The 23,175-nt window shown below is 69.3% G+C and carries 20 protein-coding genes; 11 read left to right on the forward strand and 9 right to left on the reverse strand.

Going from position 1 to position 23,175, the window contains the following annotated elements; all coding sequences use genetic code 11:
• Positions 1-298 precede the first annotated feature (298 nt).
• A complete protein-coding gene (locus ACHFIV_RS30600) occupies positions 299-1,138 on the forward strand; it encodes an HAD family hydrolase (protein ID WP_398975759.1) in 840 nt (279 codons plus the stop codon).
• A gap of 490 nt (positions 1,139-1,628) precedes the next feature.
• Here the strand turns inward: ACHFIV_RS30600 and ACHFIV_RS30605 are convergent, their stop codons facing one another.
• On the reverse strand, positions 1,629-2,453 hold the full coding sequence (locus ACHFIV_RS30605; protein ID WP_398975761.1) for an oxidoreductase: 825 nt from the start codon (positions 2,451-2,453) through the stop codon (positions 1,629-1,631).
• A 102-nt stretch (positions 2,454-2,555) separates the two neighbouring features.
• Between ACHFIV_RS30605 and ACHFIV_RS30610 the strand changes: the two genes are divergently transcribed.
• Complete coding sequence (locus ACHFIV_RS30610; RefSeq protein ID WP_398975762.1) at positions 2,556-3,551, forward strand: ATP-binding protein; 996 nt, start codon at positions 2,556-2,558, stop codon at positions 3,549-3,551.
• A 32-nt stretch (positions 3,552-3,583) separates the two neighbouring features.
• Here ACHFIV_RS30610 and ACHFIV_RS30615 read toward each other — a convergent pair whose 3' ends face one another.
• Positions 3,584-4,912, reverse strand: coding sequence for a hypothetical protein (locus ACHFIV_RS30615; RefSeq protein ID WP_398975764.1), 1,329 nt, complete (start codon positions 4,910-4,912; stop codon positions 3,584-3,586).
• 299 nt (positions 4,913-5,211) lie between these two features.
• Between ACHFIV_RS30615 and ACHFIV_RS30620 the strand changes: the two genes are divergently transcribed.
• From ACHFIV_RS30620 to ACHFIV_RS30645, 6 genes are all read left to right on the forward strand, one after another.
• A complete protein-coding gene (locus tag ACHFIV_RS30620; protein WP_398975766.1) occupies positions 5,212-7,716 on the forward strand; it encodes a SulP family inorganic anion transporter in 2,505 nt (834 codons plus the stop codon).
• A gap of 186 nt (positions 7,717-7,902) precedes the next feature.
• The gene (gene acs, locus ACHFIV_RS30625) at positions 7,903-9,870 is read left to right on the forward strand and encodes an acetate--CoA ligase (protein WP_398975767.1); all 1,968 of its coding nucleotides are present in this window, start codon (positions 7,903-7,905) and stop codon (positions 9,868-9,870) included.
• Between the two features lie 442 nt (positions 9,871-10,312).
• The gene (nhaA, locus tag ACHFIV_RS30630; RefSeq protein WP_398975769.1) at positions 10,313-11,722 is read left to right on the forward strand and encodes a Na+/H+ antiporter NhaA; all 1,410 of its coding nucleotides are present in this window, start codon (positions 10,313-10,315) and stop codon (positions 11,720-11,722) included.
• A gap of 39 nt (positions 11,723-11,761) precedes the next feature.
• The gene (locus ACHFIV_RS30635) at positions 11,762-12,292 is read left to right on the forward strand and encodes a phage holin family protein (RefSeq protein WP_398975771.1); all 531 of its coding nucleotides are present in this window, start codon (positions 11,762-11,764) and stop codon (positions 12,290-12,292) included.
• Positions 12,289-13,263 carry an alpha/beta fold hydrolase gene (locus ACHFIV_RS30640; RefSeq protein ID WP_398975773.1) on the forward strand — a complete coding sequence of 325 codons (975 nt, stop codon included), beginning with the start codon at positions 12,289-12,291 and terminating at the stop codon, positions 13,261-13,263. Before ACHFIV_RS30635 ends, ACHFIV_RS30640 begins: the two co-directional genes overlap by 4 nt.
• A gap of 105 nt (positions 13,264-13,368) precedes the next feature.
• Positions 13,369-13,572 (forward strand): hypothetical protein, encoded by a 204-nt coding sequence (locus ACHFIV_RS30645; RefSeq protein WP_398975775.1) that lies wholly within the window; start codon positions 13,369-13,371, stop codon positions 13,570-13,572.
• Positions 13,573-13,889: 317 nt separating this feature from the next.
• On the opposite strand, the gene ACHFIV_RS30650 is transcribed toward ACHFIV_RS30645, so the two are convergent.
• From ACHFIV_RS30650 to nth, 3 genes are all read right to left on the reverse strand, one after another.
• On the reverse strand, positions 13,890-15,095 hold the full coding sequence (locus ACHFIV_RS30650) for a MarP family serine protease (RefSeq protein WP_398975777.1): 1,206 nt from the start codon (positions 15,093-15,095) through the stop codon (positions 13,890-13,892).
• A 91-nt stretch (positions 15,096-15,186) separates the two neighbouring features.
• The gene (locus ACHFIV_RS30655) at positions 15,187-15,924 is read right to left on the reverse strand and encodes an NUDIX hydrolase (protein WP_398975779.1); all 738 of its coding nucleotides are present in this window, start codon (positions 15,922-15,924) and stop codon (positions 15,187-15,189) included.
• Between the two features lie 163 nt (positions 15,925-16,087).
• Complete coding sequence (gene nth, locus ACHFIV_RS30660) at positions 16,088-16,930, reverse strand: endonuclease III (protein WP_398975781.1); 843 nt, start codon at positions 16,928-16,930, stop codon at positions 16,088-16,090.
• Positions 16,931-17,183: 253 nt separating this feature from the next.
• On the opposite strand from nth, the gene ACHFIV_RS30665 reads away from it, so the two are divergent.
• Positions 17,184-17,858 carry a Crp/Fnr family transcriptional regulator gene (locus tag ACHFIV_RS30665; protein WP_014046869.1) on the forward strand — a complete coding sequence of 225 codons (675 nt, stop codon included), beginning with the start codon at positions 17,184-17,186 and terminating at the stop codon, positions 17,856-17,858.
• A gap of 222 nt (positions 17,859-18,080) precedes the next feature.
• Here ACHFIV_RS30665 and ACHFIV_RS30670 read toward each other — a convergent pair whose 3' ends face one another.
• The 4 genes from ACHFIV_RS30670 to ACHFIV_RS30685 form a co-directional block, all read right to left on the reverse strand.
• Positions 18,081-18,911 carry an MBL fold metallo-hydrolase gene (locus ACHFIV_RS30670; protein ID WP_398975783.1) on the reverse strand — a complete coding sequence of 277 codons (831 nt, stop codon included), beginning with the start codon at positions 18,909-18,911 and terminating at the stop codon, positions 18,081-18,083.
• Positions 18,908-19,834, reverse strand: a complete 927-nt coding sequence (locus ACHFIV_RS30675; RefSeq protein ID WP_398975785.1) for an NUDIX hydrolase — start codon at positions 19,832-19,834, stop codon at positions 18,908-18,910. Before ACHFIV_RS30675 ends, ACHFIV_RS30670 begins: the two co-directional genes overlap by 4 nt.
• 115 nt (positions 19,835-19,949) lie before the next feature.
• Complete coding sequence (locus tag ACHFIV_RS30680; RefSeq protein WP_398975786.1) at positions 19,950-20,420, reverse strand: RidA family protein; 471 nt, start codon at positions 20,418-20,420, stop codon at positions 19,950-19,952.
• On the reverse strand, positions 20,420-20,578 hold the full coding sequence (locus ACHFIV_RS30685) for a DUF4177 domain-containing protein (protein WP_019992579.1): 159 nt from the start codon (positions 20,576-20,578) through the stop codon (positions 20,420-20,422). Before ACHFIV_RS30685 ends, ACHFIV_RS30680 begins: the two co-directional genes overlap by 1 nt.
• Before the next feature lie 71 nt (positions 20,579-20,649).
• On the opposite strand from ACHFIV_RS30685, the gene ACHFIV_RS30690 reads away from it, so the two are divergent.
• Together ACHFIV_RS30690 and ACHFIV_RS30695 are read left to right on the forward strand one after the other, a co-directional pair.
• Entirely contained in the window at positions 20,650-21,684 is a 1,035-nt protein-coding gene (locus ACHFIV_RS30690; RefSeq protein WP_398975788.1) for an ArsA family ATPase, read from the forward strand.
• Positions 21,681-23,123 carry an ArsA-related P-loop ATPase gene (locus ACHFIV_RS30695; RefSeq protein WP_398975790.1) on the forward strand — a complete coding sequence of 481 codons (1,443 nt, stop codon included), beginning with the start codon at positions 21,681-21,683 and terminating at the stop codon, positions 23,121-23,123. Before ACHFIV_RS30690 ends, ACHFIV_RS30695 begins: the two co-directional genes overlap by 4 nt.
• Positions 23,124-23,175: the final 52 nt, after the last annotated feature.

Consider the following 23,175-nt stretch of genomic DNA (forward strand, 5'->3'; position numbering starts at 1 on the left):
GCGCAGCCCTTCCGCTACGTACGGTGACGAGGCATGATCGGAGTACACGTGCAGAAGGGGCCGCCACTGGCACCGATGCGCGAGGGCAGGTCAGGTGCGCCTGCGGACAAATGCATCCGGACATGCGACGACCCCCGCCGGGGGGGAGAGCGGGGGTCGTCCCCACGGCCGACTCGGGGGGGGGAGGAGTCGGACCGGGGTTAGCACGGTCGCGAACGATCCGTGACTTCCATGGTGTACCCGAGCGCCTTCTCAAGCAAACCCGCCTGCCGGATTTTACGCCGAATGGCGGGCCCCTATGCTCACCTTTGTGGAAAACTGCTTCTCGCCTCGCACAGCAGCCTTCTTTGACCTGGACAAGACGGTCATTGCGAAGTCGTCGACTCTGACCTTCAGCAAGTCCTTCTACCAAGGCGGGCTGATCAACCGCCGTGCCGTACTGCGCACCGCGTACACACAGTTCGTGTTCCTCGCCGGGGGTGCCGATCACGACCAGATGGAGCGGATGCGCGCGTATCTCTCCGCGCTCTGCAAGGGGTGGAACGTCCAACAGGTCAAGGACCTCGTCGCCGAGACCCTGCACGACCTGATCGATCCGATCATCTACGACGAGGCCGCCACCCTCATCGAGGAGCACCATACCGCCGGGCGCGACGTGGTCATCGTGTCGACCTCCGGCGCCGAAGTCGTCGAGCCGATCGGCGAACTCCTCGGCGCCGACCGGGTCGTGGCGACCCGGATGGTGGTGGGCGACGACGGCTGCTTCACCGGCGAGATCGAGTACTACGCCTACGGACCGACCAAGGCGGAGGCCGTCAGGGCTCTCGCAGAATCGGAGGGCTACGACCTCTCGCGCTGCTACGCGTACAGCGACTCCGCCACCGACGTGCCGATGCTGGAGTCCGTGGGGTATCCCCACGCCGTCAACCCCGACCGGGCACTGCGACGCGAAGCTCTCCTCCGAGAATGGCCGATTCTCGTCTTCGACCGCCCGGTCAGGCTCAAGCAACGCCTGCCCGCGTTCTCGATGCCTCCGCGGCCGGCGCTCGTTGCCGCAGCCGCACTGGGAGCGGCCGCAGTAACAGCCGGCCTGGTCTGGTACGCCAACCGTCGCCGCGCCTCCGCACTCACCACCTGACGGTGTGGCCTGACCGTCGAGCCGCGCCTGCGCGCGGCCCAGCAGCGTCATAGCTGTGCGCTCAGCCGGCCACGCCCACGTACCGATGTCCGACCTGACCGTATTTGAACATGAAAGTAAAGAAGTGAGGGCAGGTCTTCCGCTTGCCCGGCTGCAGGAGTACAAAGGATTCAACGGCCCGCGAGACCAAGGACATCCGAGAGGATCACCTTTCACGCCAGAAGGCCCCACGGACCGCGCATGGAAGTCGAGCACCCACGCGACGTCGACCCGTCGATTACGGGCCAGCCGCACCAGGTGACGGGCAAGGAACCCGACCTGATGGGCACCTATCGAGGACGCTTGGTAACTGGGCGGACATGCCAGCGGCGGTACCGGCACCGGTACCGCCGCAACCCTGTCCGGGGCCCGTACCCTGCTCGCGCCACGCCCTCGTCCCACATGGGCATGCGAGCGGAAATTCGTCCCACCGGGCCCAGTCGACAGGCCTCTACGCAGCGCCTCGCTGCAGCGCCTCGCACACCGCCGTGGACTCCCTGACACCCAGCTCCACCGAGCGCCCGCAGTGGGTGATCCACGCCGCCATCCCCTCGGGCGTGCCCGACAGGTATCCCTCGAACGCAGCCGCATAAGCGGCACGCCCCTGCTCCGCGTGACCGACCTCGGCAGGACAGATCGACTTCGGATCGAGGCCGCTGCCGATCAGCACGATCCGCTCGGCGGTCCGGGCGACCAGACCGTTGTGCGAGCCGAAGGGGCGCAGCGCGAGCAGTTCACCGTGCACCACCGAGGACGTCACCAGGGCGGGCGCCGAACCGCCGGCGATGATCAGTCGCGACAACCCTTCGAGGCGCCCTGACACCTCGCCCGCGCTCGGGACCGGAGCCTCGATCAACGGCTCGTCGACCGGCTCACCCTCCAGTCGCGGCCTGCCGACCGCGTCGTCCGGAGACGCACCGCCCGCCGCCACGAGATGCAGCCGGGCAAGCACCCGAAGTGGCGACTGCCGCCAGATGGAGAGCAGTTGCCCCGCCTCAGCGGTGAGCCTCAGAGCCGCACCGATGGCACGGGACTCGCTCTCACCGCTGAAGTCCGTACGCCGACGCACCTCCTCCAGGTTCCAGTCGGCCCCCGCGAGCGCCGCCGAACCGCGAGCTCCCCGCAAGGCCGCCTCCGCGGTGACCTCGTTACTGCGGCGCCGCATGACCCGATGCCCGTAGACCCGGTCCACGGCCTTGCGTACGGAGTCCACCGCGTCGGCGACGCCCGGCAGGTCACCCAGGGCGGCAAGCGGATCCGAGGAAGTCGTACTCATAAGTAAGGAGGCTACGCGCCCCCGGTACGGATACCGCCCGCGAGTGGTCTTCTTCACGAAGGATGACAGCACTGAGCGATTACACCGCTACCCTAGGTGAACATGAAGATCGCTTTCGTAGGGAAGGGCGGCAGCGGCAAGACCACGCTGTCCTCGCTCTTCATCCGCCACCTCGCCGCCAATGAAGCCCATGTCATCGCGGTGGACGCCGACATCAACCAGCACCTCGGAGCCGCTCTCGGCCTGGACGAGGACGAGGCCGCCTCCCTGCCCGCCATGGGCGCCCAGCTGCCTCTCATCAAGGACTATCTCCGCGGGACCAACCCTCGCATCACCTCCTCCGCGACGATGATCAAGACCACACCGCCGGGGGAAGGATCCAGGCTTCTGCGCGTCCGCGAGGACAACCCGGTCTACGAGGCCTGCGCCCGTACGGTGCGTCTCGATGACGGAGAGATCCGCCTGATGGCCACCGGGCCGTTCACCGAGTCCGATCTCGGGGTCGCCTGCTACCACTCGAAGGTCGGGGCAGTCGAGCTCTGCCTCAATCACCTGGTCGACGGCCCGGAGGAGTATGTGGTGGTCGACATGACAGCGGGGTCGGACTCGTTCGCTTCAGGGATGTTCACGCGCTTCGACATGACGTTCCTGGTCGCCGAACCGACCAGGAAGGGCGTCTCGGTCTACCGTCAGTACAAGGAGTACGCGCAGGACTTCGGGATCGCGCTGAAGGTGGTGGGCAACAAGGTACAGGGGGCCGACGACCTCGACTTCCTTCGCGCGGAGGTCGGTGACGATCTGCTGGTAGGTGTCGGCCAGTCCGACTGGGTGCGGACGATGGAGAAGGGCCGTCCGGCCCCGTTCGACCTGCTGGAGGCGGACAACCGGATGGCGTTGCAGGCTCTGCAGGACACCGCGGAGGATTCCTACGAGCTGCGCGACTGGGAGCGCTACACGCGCCAGATGGTGCACTTCCACCTGAGGAACGCGGAGAGCTGGGGCAACGAGAAGACGGGCGCCGACCTGGCTGCCCAGGTCGACCCCGCCTTCGTCCTGCATGAGCACTGCGGGCAGGTCGGGGCCAGCCAGCCGGCCTGAACCGGAAGGAACGGCTCCCCGGCCAGGACAACCTAGCCCGCGTTCCCCTCGGAGCCCTTGTCTGCAGGCTGGTCCGCCGGCCTGGCAGGCACGGGGCTGCCGGCGGCCTTACCCGGAGTCGTGCCCGCCAGGAACGCCGTCCAGCCCGGCTCGGGCTTCTGGCCGACCTTCAACGTCCCGAGTCTGGCGAGCATCTCCGGGTCCTGGGCATCCAGCCAGTCGGCGAGCTGGCGGAAGGAGACGCACTGCACATCCTGTTTGGTGCACACCGTCTTGATCGTCTCCTCGATCGCGCGCATGTAGGTTCCACCGTTCCACGACTCGAAGTGGTTGCCGATGATCAGGGGAGCGCGGTTCCCGTTGTAAGCGCGGTCGAATGCCTGCAGCAGACCGTCCCGCATCTGATTGCCCCAGTACTGGTGCTTGTCCGGGTCTCCCTGCGTGGTCCCTGACTGGTTGAACATGAAGTTGTAATCCATGGAAAGCGTCTCGAAAGCGCGGCCCGGCACGGGGACGAGCTGCAGGGGGAGGTCCCAGAGCCCTTCCTTCTTCGCGGGCCAGACCTGGTTCCCGACGCCGCTGGAGTCATATCGGAACCCCATGGTCCGCGCTGCCGCGACCATGTTCTTCTGCCCCTCCAGGCAGGGGGTTCGGGCGCCGATCAGCTCCTTCTCGTAGTCGAAGGGCAGCGGCGCTTCGCCCTTGAGGGCCGGGGCGTTGGTCTTCCAGCTCTTCACGAACGACTTCGCCTGGCTGATCTCGCTCTTCCACTCCTCGACCGACCAGGAACCGACACCGTCGGGTCCGCAGAAATGACCGTTGAAGTGGGTTCCGATCTCGTTGCCGTCCAGCCAGGCGGCACGCAGCTCCGTCAGCGTGTCGCGAATTCCCTCGGCGTCGTTGAACCCGATGTCGGAGCGGCCCGCCGCACGCTGGGGCGGTTCGTAGAGTTCCTTCTTCTCCTCGGGCAAGAGGTACACCCCGCTGAGGAAGTACGTCATTCTGGCGTCGTACTTCTTCGCGACCGCGCGGAAGTGAGAGAACAGCTTCTGGCTGTCCTCGCCGGCCCCGTCCCACGAGAACACCACGAACTGCGGGGGCTTCTGGCCGGGCTTGAGCCGCTTGGCGCGGGGAAGTTTCGGCTGGGCCCCCGTGAAGGCCGTGGAACCGTCGCCGATGAGGTTGACCGCCCCCTTCGGCGCGGCAGCCGGGGAGTTCCCCTCCGCACCGGGAGCCGACTTCTCCCCAGCACCGGGAGCGGGGCCAGCGGACCCCCCTCCGGGACCCGAGCAGCCGGCCAGGCCGGCGATCAGCGCCGTGACCACGGCACCCAGGGCGATCCTCTTCGTGGCGGCCATCATCCGTCCACCCTCTTCCTTGCAGGATTCGTGCGTTGACGTGCTGACACGGCGCGGTCAACCTCACACACAGCACTGCCGGGATTTGTACGACAAGCCGGATGAAAAGCTGCTTATTCACTTGAACGAGTGAGGCAAAGGGCTATTTGCTCGAAAACATGGACACCATTCTTTACTCTCCATTACGATTCGTTTACGGAGAGTTGAGAAATCCCGCCGTTGTACCCCACCGCTGCACGCCGTGACCCACGGCCGCCGTCATTCCCATACCGCGACCGCGCTGCCCCGGAGGAGACGGGAACATGTCTGCCTGCGTCCCCACCCGCAACGATCACTCATCCCGCAGCTCGCGCCCTTCCCGCGCCTCGGGTTTCAAGCGTCCTCACAGTCCGCCACCGCCGCCTCGCGGACGTCTCCGCCTGTCTGGCGCGGATCTGTCCGCATCGATCACCGTCTTTTTGATCGCTGTTCCCATGTCGCTCGGGCTGGCTGTCGCCATGGACGCCCCCCTCGCCGCCGGCCTGGTCTCGGCGGCGATCGGCGGCATCGTCGCCGGCCTGCTGGGCGGCACCCCCCTTCAGGTCAGCGGCCCGTCCGCCGGGCTGACCGTGGTGACAGCCGAGTTGATCCAGATCTACGGCTGGCGCACCACCTGCGCCATCACCATCGGCGCGGGGCTGTTGCAGATCCTGCTGGGCTCGCTGAGGGCGGCCCGGAGCGCTCTTGCCGTCAGCCCGGCCATCGTGCACGGCACACTTGCCGGCATCGGGGTGGCCATCGCCCTCGCCCAGCTGCACATCGTCCTCGGAGGAGCACCCCGGAGCTCGGCGCTCGACAACGTCTCGTCGCTTCCCTCCCACCTGGCGGAGCTCGAGCCGGCCGCCCCCTTCATCGGAGCACTGACGATCGTTCTTCTCGTCGCGTGGCCGCGCCTGCCCGGACGATGTGGAGCGACACTGCGCAGAATTCCTGCCGCGCTCGCCGCAGTGGTCATCGCGACGGCTGTGGCGGCCGTGGCCACCCCCGGAATCGCCCGGGTGGATCTACCGTCGTGGCACTCGCACGCGCTGCCTGAGCTGCCCCGGGGCCCGGTGGCCGCGCTGGCGACGGCGGTGTTCACGGTCATGCTCGTGGCCAGCCTCGAATCCCTGCTCGCCGCGGTCTCCGTGGACAAGCTGGCCGCGGAGAGGTCCATGGCCGCGAGCAGCACCGGGCCGGCAGGGCCGGGGTCCGTCAAGCGATCCGACCTCGACCGGGAGCTGCGCGCCCAGGGGGTCGCCAACGCGGTGTCAGGGCTTGCCGGCGGGCTTCCCGTGTCGGGAGGCGCCGTGCGCAGTTCCGCGAACGTGCGGGCGGGCGCGGAAAGCCGCGCCTCCACCGTGCTGCACGGCGTCTGGGTGCTGCTGGCATCCCTCCTGCTCGTCACGGCCCTCGAGATGATCCCACTGGCGGCGCTCGGTGCTCTGGTGATGGTGGTCGGCATCCAGATGGTCAGCTTCGCGCACATCCGTAAGGTCCACAGACACCGGGAATTCCTGGTGTACGGCGCGACGATCAGCGGCGTGGTCTTCGCCGGGGTGCTCGAGGGAGTCGCGATCGGCATCGTCGTGGCGGTGGCCGTCGCCCTTCACCGGCTGGCACGCACGCGGATCACCGTGACGGAGCAGGACGGCCGCTACCTGGTGTCGGCTCGGGGTCAGCTGACGTTCCTCGCCGTTCCCCGTCTCAGTCGACTGCTCGGGAGGCTCCCGCAAGGCGTCGACGCAGTGGTCGAGTTGGACGGCTCCTTCATGGACCACGCGGCGTACGAGACGATCCAGGACTGGTACACGGCGCAGACGGCGCTGGGCGGCACGATCGAATTCACCGGGCGATCCGGTGGCCGGATCGCCGAGCCCGCGTCGGCGGCCCATTCGTGCTGTCGCCCTTGGACACCGTGGCGCAACCATCACTGCCACGACCGTGTGAAGGGCGAGCCACCGACCACCGCCCACCCCGCCCCGCATGTCGCCCCGGAGGCCGCCTCTGACGCAGCCTCGGGAGGTTCCCCAGGGCAGCGGCACGGTGCTCACCGGCTTCTCAGCGGCCTCAGTTCTTTCCAGCGGACCACCGCTCCCCTGGTCCGTGAGGAGCTGGCACGGCTGGCCGCCGAGGGCCAGCGGCCCTCGCAGCTGTTCCTCACCTGTTCCGACTCGCGTCTGGTCACCAGCATGATCACCGCCAGCGGCCCGGGCGATCTCTTCACCGTGCGGAACGTCGGCAATCTGGTGCCACCGCCCGACACCGGCGCGACGAGCACCGACGACTCCGTGGCCGCCGCCATCGAGTACGCGGTGGACGTACTCGGGGTCGAGTCCATCACTGTCTGCGGCCACTCCGGATGCGGGGCCATGCAGGCCCTGCTGGGTGCCGACCCCGAGACGCCTCGAACGCCTCTGTTGCGCTGGTTGCAGCACGGGTTGCCGAGCCTTGAGCGCATGCGTTCCCGTCAGCACTCCTGGGCGCGTATCGCCGGCCGGCTGCCCGCGGATGCGGTGGAGCAACTCTGCCTGACCAACGTGGTGCAGCAGTTGGAGCACCTGCGGGCGCACGCCTCGGTGGCTCGACGACTGGCCGCAGGCACACTGCAGCTGCACGGCATGTACTTCCATGTCGGTGAGGCACAGGCCTATCTGCTGACCGAGGGCGCCAGCAGCGGAACGGGGCCCGACGAGGTCTTCGTGCGGGTCGCCCCAGGCGCCGCGTGGGGTGCGGAAACCGGCACGGAGACACTGCTCGCGGCCCCCGGTACACCCGTCGGCGCCTGAACCACCGCCCCACCCGGTCCGTGAGACCTTGTGGTCCCGCTTTCGCCTGGCACAGCCTTGCTGACGGAAGCGGGACCTGTGGCTCCTTACAGGAGGACACAGGTCTAAACCAATTCCCGGCAGACACTTGTCACTCGGCCCGCGGCCTGATGAGCTGTCCTCCGGGACACAACGGACACCCTGGGAATGGGAGATGTCGTGAGCAACGAAAGTCTGGCCAATCTGCTCAAGGAGGAGCGGCGGTTCGTACCGCCTGCCGATCTGGCCGCGAACGCCAACGTCACTGTGGAGGCGTACGAGCAGGCCGAGGCGGACCGGCTGGGCTTCTGGGCCGAGCAGGCCCGCCGCCTGTCCTGGGCCACGGAGCCGACCGAGACGCTCGACTGGAGCAACCCGCCGTTCGCGAAGTGGTTCGCGGACGGCAAGCTCAATGTCGCGTACAACTGCGTGGACCGTCACGTCGAAGCAGGCAACGGCGACCGGGTCGCCATCCACTTCGAGGGGGAGCCCGGCGACAGCCGCGCGATCACCTACGCCCAGCTGAAGGACGAGGTCTCCCGCGCGGCCAACGCCCTCACCGAGCTCGGTGTCGGCAAGGGCGACCGGGTCGCCGTCTACCTTCCGATGATCCCGGAGGCCGCCGTCGCGATGCTGGCCTGCGCCCGCATCGGCGCAGCGCATTCGGTGGTCTTCGGCGGGTTCTCCGCGGACGCCATCGCCGCCCGCATCCAGGACGCCGACGCCAAGGTGGTTATCACCGCGGACGGCGGATACCGGCGCGGCAAGCCGTCCGCGCTGAAGCCCGCCGTGGACGACGCCGTCTCGCGCATCGAGAGCGTCGAGCACGTCCTGGTGGTCCGGCGCACCGGGCAGGACACCGCCTGGTTCGAAGACCGGGACGTGTGGTGGCACGAGATCACGGACCGGCAGTCTGCCGAGCACACGCCAGAGGCATTCGACGCGGAGCAGCCGCTCTTCATCCTCTACACGTCGGGGACGACGGGCAAGCCAAAGGGGATCCTGCACACCTCCGGTGGTTATCTGACCCAGACGGCGTACACCCATCACGCGGTCTTCGACCTGAAGCCCGAGTCGGATGTGTACTGGTGCACCGCCGACATCGGCTGGGTGACCGGCCACTCCTACATCGTCTACGGGCCGCTGGCCAACGGCGCGACGCAGGTGATGTACGAGGGCACGCCCGACACCCCGCATCAGGGACGCTTCTGGGAGATCGTCCAGAAGTACGGGGTCACGATCCTGTACACCGCGCCGACCGCGATCCGTACGTTCATGAAGTGGGGTGACGACATCCCCGCCAAGTTCGACCTGTCGTCGCTACGTGTCCTGGGTTCGGTCGGTGAGCCGATCAACCCCGAAGCCTGGATGTGGTACCGCAAGCACATCGGTGCCGACAGTTGCCCGATCGTGGACACCTGGTGGCAGACCGAGACCGGCGCCATGATGATCTCGCCGCTGCCGGGGGTCACCGCGACCAAGCCCGGTTCGGCCCAACGGGCGCTCCCCGGCATCTGCGCCACGGTGGTCGACGACGAGGCACACGAGGTACCGGACGGCGGGGGTGGCTACCTCGTCCTCACCGAGCCGTGGCCGTCGATGCTCCGCACCATCTGGGGCGACGACCAGCGCTTCATCGACACCTACTGGTCGCGCTTCGAAGGTAAGTACTTCGCCGGCGACGGTGCCAAGAAGGACACGGACGGCGACATCTGGCTGCTCGGCCGGGTCGATGACGTCATGCTCGTGTCGGGCCACAACATCTCCACCACCGAGGTCGAGTCGGCCCTCGTCTCGCACCCGGCAGTCGCCGAGGCGGCCGTGGTCGGCGCGAACGACGAGACGACCGGTCAGGCCATCGTCGCCTTCGTGATCCTGCGCGGCACTGCCACCACTTCCGACGAACTGGTCGCCGAGCTGCGCAACCACGTCGGCACCACGCTCGGGCCGATCGCGAAGCCCAAGCGCGTCCTGCCGGTGGCTGAGCTGCCGAAAACCCGCTCCGGCAAGATCATGCGTCGTCTGCTGCGTGACGTCGCCGAGAACCGCGAGCTGGGTGACGTCACCACGCTCACGGACTCCTCGGTCATGTCCCTCATCCAGACCCAGCTCCCCTCAGCTTCCGCCGAGGACTGAGGGCGGTACAGGTAGGAGCAGGACGGCGGAGGACGGTCGGGGGAGGGCCGCCGGGGCGTCGATCACGGGTCCCGGTCGAAGGCCCGTTCCACGCCGTTGTCCTCGGAGGGCGCCCGGAAGTGACCCGGGCGCCCTCTGCCGTTCGTCGGCGCGGTGCCACGGTTCCCTGGTCGGAAGCGGGCGCCGGGAGACAGGACCAGGCGGTGCAGGTCGCCGGGCTGAGGGCCCGGGAGGACGCGGGCACGTTTCGGTGCCCCAGGTAGCATGGTCAGTTCGTGGACGATCGTCAGCGCGCCAGGTGCACACAGGTGCACACATCGGAACGCGCACGAGCATCCAGCGACAACCTCATAGAAGAAGTACACAGGGGCGCCGGGAAGTCTGGTCGGCATGTGTGTCCGCCATGCCACCACTGCCGTAACCCGACCCGGAGGACTTCCTCGTGACCCCGTCCGTCCCTCCTTCCGACCGCCGTACTCTGCTCGGCCGGCTCTCCCTCCCCGAACGCAACTACGTCGCCGAGGCGCTGCGCACAGAGACGGTCGGCGGGGTCCTTCTGCTGGTCGCCGCCGTCGCCGCGCTGATCTGGGCGAACACCTTCGGATCCGCCTACGCGTCCGTCAGCCATTTTCACTTCGGCCCCGAATCACTGGGCCTCAACCTCTCGGTGTCGCACTGGGCGGCCGACGGCCTGCTCGCCGTGTTCTTCTTCGTCGCGGGCGTCGAACTGAAGCGTGAACTGGTCGCCGGGGAACTCCGCGATCCCCGGGCCGCGGCTCTGCCCGTCGCCGCCGCGCTCTGTGGCATGGCCGTACCCGCAGTCGTCTACACGCTGACCGCTGTGCTGGGTGGAGGGTCCCTCGCCGGCTGGGCCGTCCCCACAGCCACGGACATCGCGTTCGCACTCGCCGTTCTCGCAGTCATCGGCACCTCTCTGCCGGCGGCGCTGCGGGCCTTCCTGCTGACTCTCGCCGTCGTCGACGACCTCTTCGCCATCCTGATCATCGCCGTCTTCTTCACCGAGAACATCGACTTCCTCGCGCTCGGCGGCGCCCTCGCCGGTCTGGCCGTGTTCTACGTGCTGCTGCGCACGGGAGTGCGGGGCTGGTACATCTACCTGCCGCTCGCCCTGGCCATCTGGGGACTGATGTACAACAGCGGCGTCCATGCGACGATCGCCGGCGTCGCCATGGGCCTCATGCTGCGCTGTACCCGGCGCGAAGGTGAGACACGGTCCCCCGGCGAACACATCGAGCACCTGGTGCGCCCGCTGTCCGCCGGCATCGCGGTGCCGTTGTTCGCCCTGTTCTCCGCCGGTGTCACCCTTACAGGCGACGCCCTGGCCGGGGTCTTCACGCGGCCCGAGACGCTCGGCGTGGTGCTCGGACTCGTGGTCGGCAAGACCATCGGCATCTTCGGCGGCACCTGGCTCGTCGCCCGCTTCACCAAGGCCGAGCTGAACAAGGACCTGGCCTGGGCCGATGTCTTCGCCATGGCCACGCTGGCCGGTATCGGCTTCACCGTTTCGCTGCTCATCGGCGAGCTCGCCTTCTCGGGCGAGGACGACATGATCAACGAAGTGAAGGCCGCGGTGCTCATCGGTTCGCTGATCGCCGCCGTACTCTCCGGTGTACTGCTCAAACTGCGGGTACGCAGATACAGGGCGCTGTACGAGGCCGAGGAACTCGACGCGGACGAATCGGGAGTGCCCGACGTCTACGAGCAGGACGACCCGGGGTACCACCTGCGCATGGCCGCGATCTACGAGAGGAAGGCTGCCGAGCACCGCCGCCTCGCCGAACGGGCCGAACGGGCGGGGGCAGCGAGCAGCAAGCCGGACAGTCCGGCATGATCTGACATCGGATGTACGGAAGAGGAGAGGGAGTCAGGGATGAGCGACCCCGGCAACTACGCGGGCAGCACCGACCGTAGTCTCGGACAGCTGTTCGCTTCGGCGACCGCTGAGATGTCCGCGCTGGTGCACGACGAGATCGCCCTGGCCAAGGCCGAGGTACGTCAGGACGTCAAACGCGGCGTGATCGGCAGCGTGGCATTCATCGTCACCGGAGTGCTGATCCTGTTCGCCATCCCGGTGCTGAGCTTCGCCGCGGCCTACGGCATCCACAACCTCGGGCTCGGTCTCGCCTGGTCGTTCCTGATCGTGGGCGGGGCGTTCATCCTGCTCGGGATCCTGCTCGCCCTCTTCGGCCTCGCGAAGTTCAAGAAGGTCAAGCCCCCGGAGAAGTCGATCGCTTCGGCAAAGCAGACCGCTGCGGTTCTGCAGGGCGTCAAGCCGCATCCTCGCCCCTCCGTCAGCGCGCAGGCGATCGAACAGGCACAGGGCAGCACGCTCGCCGACAAGGCCATCGAGAACCGCCCTGTCCAGGACGAGGCGCTCCCTGTGACACGCTCGTCCACATGACCGACCCCGATTTCGCATCAGGCCCGGTGGAGCTGCCGGGACCGGCCTCCGGTTCCGGCAGCCCCGTCCGCCTCGACGGGCCGTGGACTCACCGTGACGTCGCGGCCAACGGCGCGCGCTTCCACATCGCCGAGCTCGGTGACGGGCCACTGGTGCTGTTGCTGCACGGCTTCCCGCAGTTCTGGTGGACCTGGCGCCATCAGCTGACCGCTCTGGCCGATGCCGGCTACCGCGCGGTCGCGATGGACCTCCGCGGGGTCGGCGGCAGCGACCGGACACCCAGGGGGTACGACCCCGCGAACCTGGCGCTCGACGTCACGGGTGTGATCCGCTCCCTCGGCGAGCCGGACGCGGCCCTCGTGGGGCACGACATGGGGGGCTATCTCGCCTGGACCGCAGCCGTGATGCGGCCGAAGCTGGTCCGACGGCTCGTGGTCTCCTCGATGCCCCATCCACGTCGCTGGCGTTCCTCGATGCTCTCCGACTTCGCGCAGTCCCGGGCCGGATCGCACGTCTGGGGCTTCCAGCGGCCGTGGGTTCCGGAGCGCCAGCTCGTCGCGGACGACGCGACTCTGGTCGGGCGGCTGATCCGTGACTGGTCGGGGCCGCGCAGTCCCGACTTCCCCGACGACGAGACGGTGGCCGTCTACCGGCGCGCGATGTGCATCCCGTCGACGGCCCACTGCTCGATCGAGCCGTACCGCTGGATGGTGCGCTCCCTGGCACGCCCCGACGGCGTGCAGTTCAACCGGCGGATGAAGCGTCCGGTGCGGGTCCCGACTCTGCACCTCCACGGCTCGCTCGACCCGGCGATCCGGACCCGCAGTTCCGCGGGGTCCGGCGAGTACGTCGAGGCGCCCTACCGATGGCGACTTTTCGACGGTCTGGGGCACTTCCCGCACGAGGAGGACCCGGTCGGCTTCTCGACCGAACTCATCAACTGGCTCAAGGACCCCGAGCCCGACCGGTAGTCGAGGGGAACGGGTGTCCGACGAACAGCCAATTGCCCGCCGCATAAGCCAATTGGCTGACTCACGCGCGATTACCGACCTTGGGTCACGGGCAGACGTCGAGGTATGGGCTGGACGCGCGACTTCAATGACGTAGCACGCAACCGCCGCTCGACCGCTCCTGTCGGTCCGAGCGTTCACGAGGGGGGCGACTCCTCAAGCCGGGTGCACGAGATGGGCGATCTCCATGATCTCCGGCTGGGCATTCCGCGTATTCTCCACCGCCGGGCCCGCTGGGTCTCGGCGCGCCTGCGCCATACCCGTGGGTGACGCACAAACGGCCGGACAACACACCACGCGCCGGTTCTGGGGCCGCTGAGACCCAGGGCCCCGCGTGGCATCAGTGCAACAGCAGCCCGGGAACAGGAGGTTTCTGCTTCCGGGCGGCCTGCCACACCCGCCGACATCTCACCCGTGCCGTCCGCCGCCCCCTCCGAGCCGGCCGACGGCGGGCTCCGGACCGGTCTCCAGGGAACTGGGACCGGCCCGAGGCACTGCTGCCACCCGGGCTCCCCTCCCCGGGATCCGCGTCACGCACGCCAGAAGAGGTGCGGGCTGCTTGTCCGGTATGAGCCGGACACCGCACCTCAGAGCGCGCAGCCCTGGCTGTCGACCTCCTGGGCCGTGGACTCGCCGAGCTCGATGTCCTCGCGGATCTCGTCGGCCGTCAGCGCGTAACCCGTGTCCGGGTCGTCGAGTGACTTGGCGAACACGACGCCGTACACCTTGCCGTCCGGGGTGAGCAGCGGGCCCCCGGAGTTGCCCTGGCGGACGGTCGCGAAGAGCGAGTACACATCGCGGCGGACCGTGCTCCGGTGATAGATGTCCGGGCCGTCGGCGTCGATGCGGGCGCGGACCCGGGCGGAGCGCACGTCGTACGCGCCGTTCTCAGGGAAGCCCGCGACGATCGCGCTGTCGCCGCTCGCCGCGTCGTCGTCCGTGCCGGTGAACTCCAGCGGCCTCGCCTCGAGATCGGGGACGTCCAGGACGGCGATGTCGCGCTGCCAGTCGTAGAGGACGACCTTGGCGTCGTACAGCCGGCCTTCGCCGCCGATCTGGACGGTGGGCTCGTCGACGCCGCCGACGACGTGCGCGTTGGTCATCACCCGGCGCTCGGAGAAGACGAAGCCGGTACCTTCGAGGACCTTCCCGCAGCCAGGCGCCATACCGACCACCTTGACGATGGACTTCTTGGCACGGGCGGCGACCGGACTGCCCACCAGGGCCGGGTCCGGGGGCTCGACCTCGGTGATCGGCTCGTTGGCGAACGGGCTGAAGACCTGGGGGAAGCCGTTCTGTGCCAGGACGGAGGAGAAGTCCTGGAACCAGGTGGGTGCCTGCTGGGGCATCACCCGGGCAACTCCGAGCAGGACGGACGAGTTGCGGACCGCCTTACTGACGGTCGGCAACGAGGTACCGGCCAGCAGCAGCCCGATCATCCAGGCCACCAGCAGCATGGCCACCACGTTGACCAAGGAGCCGCCCGTCGCATCGAGGGCACGCGCCGGCGACCACGTGATGTAGCGGCGGAGTCTGTTGCCGAGGTGAGTGGTGAACGCCTGGCCCACGGAAGCGCACACGATGACGATCACGACCGCGACGATGGCGGCGGCGGAGGAGACTTCCGATCCGTCGGTCGCCTGGTCCCAGATGACCGGCAGCAGGTAGACGGCTACGAGGCCGCCCCCCAGAAAACCGATCACGGACAGGACGCCGACGACAAAACCCTGGCGGTAGCCGATGACCGCGAACCACACGGCGCCGACGAGCAGCAGGATGTCCAGCACGTTCACCGTCTATAGCCTCGCAGATTCGTCACCAGGCCCGTCAGGTTCGACGGGGTCCGGGCGAGGCCCGGAACAGCGCAGCAGGGGAGCCAGCCTGTCATGCGTGCCAGTCGAGCGGCACCTGCCTGGTCCTGTCCCAGGGGCGTTCCCACCCCGCGTAGTGCACGATCCTGTCGATCACACCGGCTGTGAACCCCCAGACCAGCGCCGATTCGACCAGGAACGCGGGGCCCCGGTGGCCGCTCGGATGGACGGCTGTCACACGGTTGGCAGGGTCCGTGAGATCCGCCACGGGCGCGGTGAAGACCCGCGCGGTCTCGGCGGGGTCGACGACCCCCACCGGGCTGGGCGTCCGCCACCAGCCCAGGACGGGCGTGACGACGAAGCCGCTCACCGGGATGTAGAGACGGGGCAGCACGCCGAAGAGCTGGACACCGCTCGGATCGAGGCCGGTCTCCTCCTCGGCCTCCCGCAGTGCGGCCCTGAGCGGCCCGGTCGTCATGTGGTCGCCGTCCTCGGGGTCGAGGGAGCCTCCGGGGAAGGACGGCTGGCCGGCATGGGAGCGCAGGGTGCCGGAACGCTCCATCAGGAGCAGCTCCGGACCACGCTCGCCTTCACCGAACAGGACCAGGACGGCGGACTGGCGGCCCGCCCCGCTCTCCGGCGGCAGAAAACGGCTGAGCTGCTGGGCCCGCACGGTCCGCGCCGCCCGGGCCACGGGTTCGAGCCAGGCGGGCAGGCCGTCGGCGGAGACGGTGAGCGCGTCCTGGCCGGGCACGGCTGTCTCCGTGGCGGCCGCGTCGGCAGCGGCCCGTGTGCTCTGTGCGTGCGTCATGGGCACCCCCGTCTTTCCAACGCCTGTCGTCGGCTATTTCGTTCCGCGCGGATTCGTTCCGCGCGGACCCGCCACACGGGCCGATGAGGCCGGCAGCCGCCCCCCGGCCCCGTTACGGACGGGAGGGCGCCGCTCGTCACCCGGCCCATGGGAGGTCTGCCGCTCACCCGGCTCCGAGCGGCGGTGCGGGACTGCCCGGGTAGTCCGGGGGCGGGCTGAGGCGCTGGCCCGGATAGCCGCCCATCTCGTACTTCAGGAGTTTCCTGGCCTTCTCGGGATCCGTCTCACCCTCCCCGTAGGCGGGGCAGAGGGAGGCGATCGGGCAGGCGCCGCACGCAGGCTTCCGGGAATGGCAGATGCGGCGGCCGTGGAAGACCACGCGGTGCGAGAGCATCGTCCACTCGCTCTTCGGGAAGATGGCGGCGACCTCGGCCTCGACCTTCTCCGGGTCCTCCTGCTCGGTCCACTTCCAGCGGCGGACCAGCCGGCCGAAGTGGGTGTCCACCGTGATGCCGGGAACGCCGAAGGCGTTGCCGAGGACCACGTTGGCCGTCTTGCGCCCGACGCCCGGCAGTTTCACGAGATCCGCGAGGCGGCCCGGGACCTCTCCACCGAAGTCGTCCCGCAAGGCGGCCGACAGACCCATGAGTGACCGCGCCTTGGCCCGGAAGAAGCCGGTCGGCCGGATGATCTCCTCGAGCTTCTCGGGCACGGCGGCGGCCATGTCCTCAGGCGTCGGGTAGGCGGCGAAGAGCGCCGGGGTCGTCTGGTTGACCCTCAGGTCGGTGGTCTGGGCGGAGAGAACCGTGGCCACCAGGAGTTCGAAGGGATTGCGGAAATCCAGCTCGGGGTGGGCGTACGGATAGACCTCGGCGAGCTCACGGTTGATCCGGCGGGCACGGCGGACCATCGCGAGACGCGACTCCGGCTTCGCGGGCTTGGCCGATGCCGCCCCCGGCAGGCGATGTGCGGCTTTTTTCTTACTTCGTACATCCTGTTCGCCCACAGCGGAATCCTTGTCTCCCGACACCCCATCAGCCCCCTCGGCCTGCGCTCTCACCGACGTTCCGGACACCCGGCCAGCCTAGAGCCAGGGGCTGACATCTGCCCCGGTCACCGCGTATCCACGCCCGATCGGCCCCCTGCCGTAGGGTCCGGCACGCTCGTGCGTCAAACTGGTTTGTGATCGATCGCACTGTTTTACCGTCCGGCATCATGGAAACCACGCTTCCCTGAACAGGCCGACAAGGAGAGAACTCGTGGACGACGTTCTGCGGCGCGCCCCGCTTTTCGCGGCGCTCGATGACGAGCAGGCCGCGGAGCTCCGCGCCTCGATGAGTGAGGTGACCCTCGCACGCGGTGACGCGCTGTTTCACGAGGGCGACCCGGGTGACCGCCTGTACGTGGTCACCGAGGGGAAGGTGAAGCTCCACCGCACGTCTCCGGACGGGCGGGAGAACATGCTGGCCGTCCTCGGCCCCGGCGAGCTGATCGGAGAGCTGTCGCTCTTCGACCCGGGTCCGCGCACCGCTACCGCGACCGCGCTCACCGAGGTCAAGCTGCTCGGCCTCGGCCACGGAGACCTCCAGCCCTGGCTGAACGCCCGGCCCGAGGTGGCCACCGCGCTGCTGCGCGCCGTCGCCCGGCGCCTGCGCAAGACCAACGACCAGATGTCCGACCTGGTCTTCTCGGATGTGCCGGGACGTGTCGCCCGAGCGCTCCTCGACCTGTCGCGCCGCTTCGGTGTGCAGTCGGAGGAGGGCATCCACGTCGTGCACGACCTGACGCAGGAAGAGCTGGCCCAGCTGGTCGGCGCCTCCCGCGAGACGGTCAACAAGGCGCTCGCCGACTTCGCGGGACGGGGCTGGCTGCGGCTCGAGGCGCGGGCCGTGATCCTGCTGGACGTGGAGCGGCTGGCCAAGCGGTCCCGCTGACGCCGCGCGGCCTCCGGCCCCGCATGTCTGCTGACACGCCCGGGCGGCGTCCGCCCGCTGACGCCCCGCGGCGTACGCCGCCGGTGCCGTGACGCCAGGTCGCCGACCGCGGTCCCGGGCAGCGGCCGGACGGCTGCCGCGACCGGCCGCAGTACGGCAGACCCGAAAAGGCCCCACCGCACGGTGGGGCCTTTCGCGTGCGTCCTCCCGGCCGGGTGCCGCTCAGATCAGGCCGTGCTCGGCCAGGTACTCCATCTGGGCTCGTACGGACAGCTCCGCGGCGGGCCAGAGCGAGCGGTCCACGTCCGCGTAGACCGCCGCCACGACCTCGGCAGGCGTCCTGTGCCCCGCCTCCACGGCCGTCTCCACCTGGGCCAGGCGGTGTGCGCGGTGGGCGAGGTAGAACTCGACGGCTCCCTGCGCGTCCTCCAGCACCGGCCCGTGCCCCGGCAGGACCGTGTGCACCCCGTCGTCGACCGTCAGCGACCGCAGGCGGCGCAACGTGTCCAGGTAGTCGCCCAGCCGGCCGTCCGGGTGGGCGACGACGGTGGTGCCACGCCCCAGGATCGTGTCGCCCGTCAGTACGGCCCGGTCGGCGGGCAGATGGAAGGAGAGGGAGTCCGCGGTGTGGCCCGGTGTGGCGACGACCCGGAGTTCAAGTCCTCCCGTGGTGATGACGTCACCGGCCGTGAGCCCCTCGTCGCCCAGACGCAGCGCCGCGTCCAGAGCGCGCACCTTCGTGCGCGTGAGCTCGGCGAACCGGGCGGCTCCCTCCGCGTGATCGGGGTGCCCGTGCGTGAGCAGGGTGAGACCGACACGCCTGCCCGCCCTCTCCGCGGTTTCGATCACGGCCCGCAGATGCCCGTCGTCGAGGGGGCCCGGATCGATCACGACCGCGAGGTCGGAGCCTGGTTCCGCGACGATCCAGGTGTTCGTGCCGTCCAGGGTCATCGCTGAGGCGTTGGGAGCCAGGACGTTGACCGTACGGGTGGTGGCAGGCCCGGAGAGGACCCCGCCACGGGGCTGGCCGGGCAGTGCGGCCGCGTCACTCATGAGCGGTTCCCGTCCGCGCCGTCCCCTGCCACGGGAGACGCGGGATGCCCGGCAGTCGGGACGTGTCGGGTGAACTCGTCGTGGCCCGGCCAGCTGAGCACCAGCTCGTCGCCTTCCATACGGGCTTCTGCCAGCACGGGGGCGAGGTCCTGGGAGTCCGCAGCCTCCAACACCTCCGCGGCCGTCCGGTACGGCCTCAGGGCCCGCAGGGTGGCCACGGTGGGCGGCATCATCAGCAGTTCGCCCTTGTCGTAGCCGTCGGCCGCGTCACCGGGCCGGACCCAGACCGTCCGGTCGGCCTCGGTGGAGACGTTGCGGGTGCGCTGGCCCTCGGGGAGCGCGGCGACGAAGAACCAGGTGTCGTAACGTCGCGGTTCGAAGGCGGGGGTGATCCAGCGCGCCCACGCGGCCAGCAGGTCGGAGCGCAGAACGAGGTTACGGCGGTCCAGGAACCCGGCGAAGGACAGCTCGCGGGCCACCAGGGCCTCGCGGTCGGCCTCCCAGTCGGCGCCCGTGGTGTCGCTCACGACGGAGTCGGCGGTCGGCCCGGCCAGCAGGACGCCCGCCTCCTCGTAGGTCTCACGGACAGCGGCGCAGACGACGGCCTGGGCCTCGACGGCCGTACCGACGCCCAGACGGGCGGCCCAGGTCTCCAGGGACGGCCCCGCCCAGCCCACGAGGTGGTCGTCGTCCCGTGGGTCGACCCCGCCACCCGGATAGGCGTACGCGCCCCCGGCAAACGCCATGGAGGTGCGCCGGCGCAGCATGTGAACCGTGGGACCGGCGTCGTCCGGTCCCCCCGGGTCGTCGCGGAGCAGCATCACCGTGGCGGCACGCCTGGGAGTCACAGCCGTCAGCTCTCCGCTGGCGAGGGCCCGGATCCGGGCGGGCCATTCCGGTGGGTACCACTGACCGTTGGACATGGCCGGAGGCTATCCGGAACCGCGACGATGTTCGAGAGCCCGGCCATCACCGTCTGCCCCTTACACGCATGATCCCGCCCGGTCGGGGGACCGGACGGGATCGGAGAGAGACGGATCAGGCGTCGACGAGCTCGACCTGGACCTCGACCTCGACCGGTGCGTCCAACGGCAGCACGGCGACGCCCACGGCGCTGCGCGCGTGCACGCCCTTGTCACCGAGGACCGCGCCCAGCAGCTCGCTGGCCCCGTTGATCACACCTGGCTGGCCGGTGAAGTCGGAGGCCGAGGCGACGAAGCCCACGACCTTCACGACCCGCGCGATCCGGTCCAGGTCACCGGCGACCGACTTCACTGCCGCCAGGGCGTTCAGCGCGCAGGTCTTCGCCAGTTCCCTGGCCTCGTCCGGGGTCACCTCGGCGCCGACCTTGCCGGTCACCGCGAGCTTGCCGTCCACCATGGGGAGCTGGCCGGAGGTGTAGACGTACACCCCGGACGCCACGGCCGGCTGGTAGGAGGCCAGCGGCGGCACGACGTCCGGGAGCGTCAGGCCGAGTTCGGCGAGCTTCGCCTCGACGGCGCCCGCCACTACGGCTTCTCCCGCTTCAGGTAGGCCACGAGCTGCTCGGGGTTGTTCGGGCCGGGAACGACCTGGACCAGCTCCCAGCCGTCCTCGCCCCAGGTGTCCAGAATCTGCTTGGTCGCGTGCACGAGAAGGGGCACGGTCGCGTATTCCCACTTGGTCATGAGCCGACTGTAATGCCTGGCACACGCGGCCTCGTGCGTAGCCTGCCTGCCGACTGGTTAGGCTCGAAGACGTGAGCAGGTTCCAGGTCGTCAGCGGCAAGGGCGGGACCGGTAAGACCACGGTCGCCGCCGCACTCGCGCTCGCCCTCGCGACCGAGGGCAGGCGCACTCTCCTCGTCGAGGTCGAGGGCAGGCAGGGCATCGCCCAGCTCTTCGAATCCGAGGCCCTCCCCTACGAGGAACGCAGGATCGCCGTGGCGCCCGGCGGCGGAGAGGTCCACGCGCTGGCGATCGACGCCGAGCGCGCGCTCCTGGACTACCTCCAGATGTTCTACAAGCTGGGCAGTGCCGGCCGGGCGCTCAAGAAGCTCGGCGCGATCGATTTCGCCACCACCATCGCCCCCGGGGTCCGGGACGTCCTGCTGACCGGCAAGGCCTGCGAGGCCGTGCGCCGCAAGGACAAGCAGGGCAGGTTCGTCTACGACTACGTGATCATGGACGCGCCTCCCACCGGGCGCATCACCCGCTTCCTCAACGTGAACGACGAGGTGGCGGGGCTGGCCCGGATCGGCCCGATACACAATCAGGCGCAGGCCGTCATGCGGGTACTGAAGTCCCCCGAGACGGCGGTCCACCTGGTGACGCTCCTGGAGGAGATGCCGGTCCAGGAGACCACGGACGGCATCGCCGAGCTGCGGGCCGCGGACCTTCCCGTGGGCAGGGTCGTGGTGAACATGGTGCGGCCCCACCTGCTGGACGAGGACGCGCTCCGGACGGCTTCGGGGGGCCGCCGCAAGGAGATCGCGAAGACGCTCACCCGCGCCGGCGTGACCGGTTCCGCCGGACTGGTGCGACCGCTGGTCGCCCAGGCCTCCGAGCATGCCCAGCGGGTCGGCCTGGAGCGTGAGCAGCGCGCGGTGCTGGCCGGGCTGGGACTGCCCATGGCCGAGCTTCCGCTGATGGGCGAGGGAGTGACCCTGCCCGCGCTGCGCGAGCTGGCGGAGGAGTTCCGCAAACAAGGTGTCGGCGACGAGACCGCGGACGCTGCGGGGCAGCAGCCCCCGAGCGGGGAGCGACGCGGCTCCGGACGAGGGGTGGGGTCATGACACTGGGCACGGACATCGCACCGGGACTGGAGACCGACGCGCTCCTGGACGACCCGGATATCCGCATCGTCGTGTGCTGCGGCTCCGGCGGCGTGGGCAAGACCACGACCGCGGCGGCGCTGGGTGTGCGGGCGGCCGAGCGTGGGCGCAGGGTCGTCGTCCTCACGATCGACCCGGCCCGCCGGCTCGCCCAGTCCATGGGCATCGACCGGCTGGACAACGTCCCGCGCCGGGTCGAGGACATCGAAGGCCAGGGCGAGCTGCACGCCATGATGCTCGACATGAAACGCACCTTCGACGAGACCGTCGAGGCGCACACGGACGCGGAGCGGGCGCGCGCGATCCTGGAGAACCCCTTCTACCAGTCGCTGTCGGCCGGCTTCGCGGGCACGCAGGAATACATGGCGATGGAGAAGCTCGGGCAGCTGAGGGCGCGCGACGAGTGGGACCTGATCATCGTCGACACCCCGCCGTCCCGTTCGGCGCTGGACTTCCTGGACGCGCCGAAACGTCTCGGCTCCTTCCTGGACGGGAAGTTCATCCGGCTGCTGATCGCCCCGGCGAAGATCGGCGGGCGGGCGGGGATGAAGTTCCTCAACGTCGGGATGTCGATGATGACGGGGACGCTCGGGAAACTGCTCGGCGGTCAGTTCCTCCGCGACGTACAGACCTTCGTCGCGGCGATGGATTCCATGTTCGGCGGATTCCGTACCCGGGCCGACGCGACGTACAAGCTGCTCCAGGCGCCCGGTACGGCGTTCCTCGTGGTGGCGACGCCGGAGCGGGACGCGCTGCGTGAGGCCGCGTACTTCGTGGAACGGCTGGCCGCGGAGGACATGCCGCTGGCCGGCATGGTCCTCAACCGTGTGCACGGCAGCGACGCCTCACGGTTGTCCGCGGAGCAGGCGCTGGCGGCTGCGGAAAATCTTGAAGGCGTCGGCATTGTGGATCAGACGCCCGGGAAGGCTGGCCTTGGTGAGTCGGCGGAACCGGTGACCGCCACCTCTCCCGAAGCCCCGGAGTCGCCGTCCTCCCCCGAGCGCGGCAACGAGCTCTCCCCACACGAGCAGCCACAGCAGGAGTCGCCTCAGCACGACCTGACAGCGCATACCCCCGAGCAGCACGGCCGTGGCCGAAAGTCGTCTGACCCGTCCGGGCCATCCACGGGCACGGACGAGGACAGCACACCCTCCGACGGCGCATCCGTCGAGGTGTCCGTCGAGGAGCTGACCGCAGGCCTGTTGCGCCTGCACGCCGAGCGGATGCAGGTCGTCGCACGCGAACAGGACACGCGCGCCCGCTTCACCGCGCGCCACCCCGAGGTCCGGGTGGCCGAGGTGGCCGCGCTGCCCGGTGACGTGCACGACCTCTCCGGCCTCAGGGCCATCGGAGAACTGCTCGCGGCCGGTTCCGCTTCCACCCCGGCCGGAGCTGTGTAGGGCAACGCCTGGTCACAAGGGGGCAGCCCGTGCCCCCTTATCCCACGGCCCC

It is taken from the genome of Streptomyces sp. ALB3, assembly GCF_044385685.1.
In the GTDB taxonomy this organism is placed as follows: domain Bacteria; phylum Actinomycetota; class Actinomycetes; order Streptomycetales; family Streptomycetaceae; genus Streptomyces.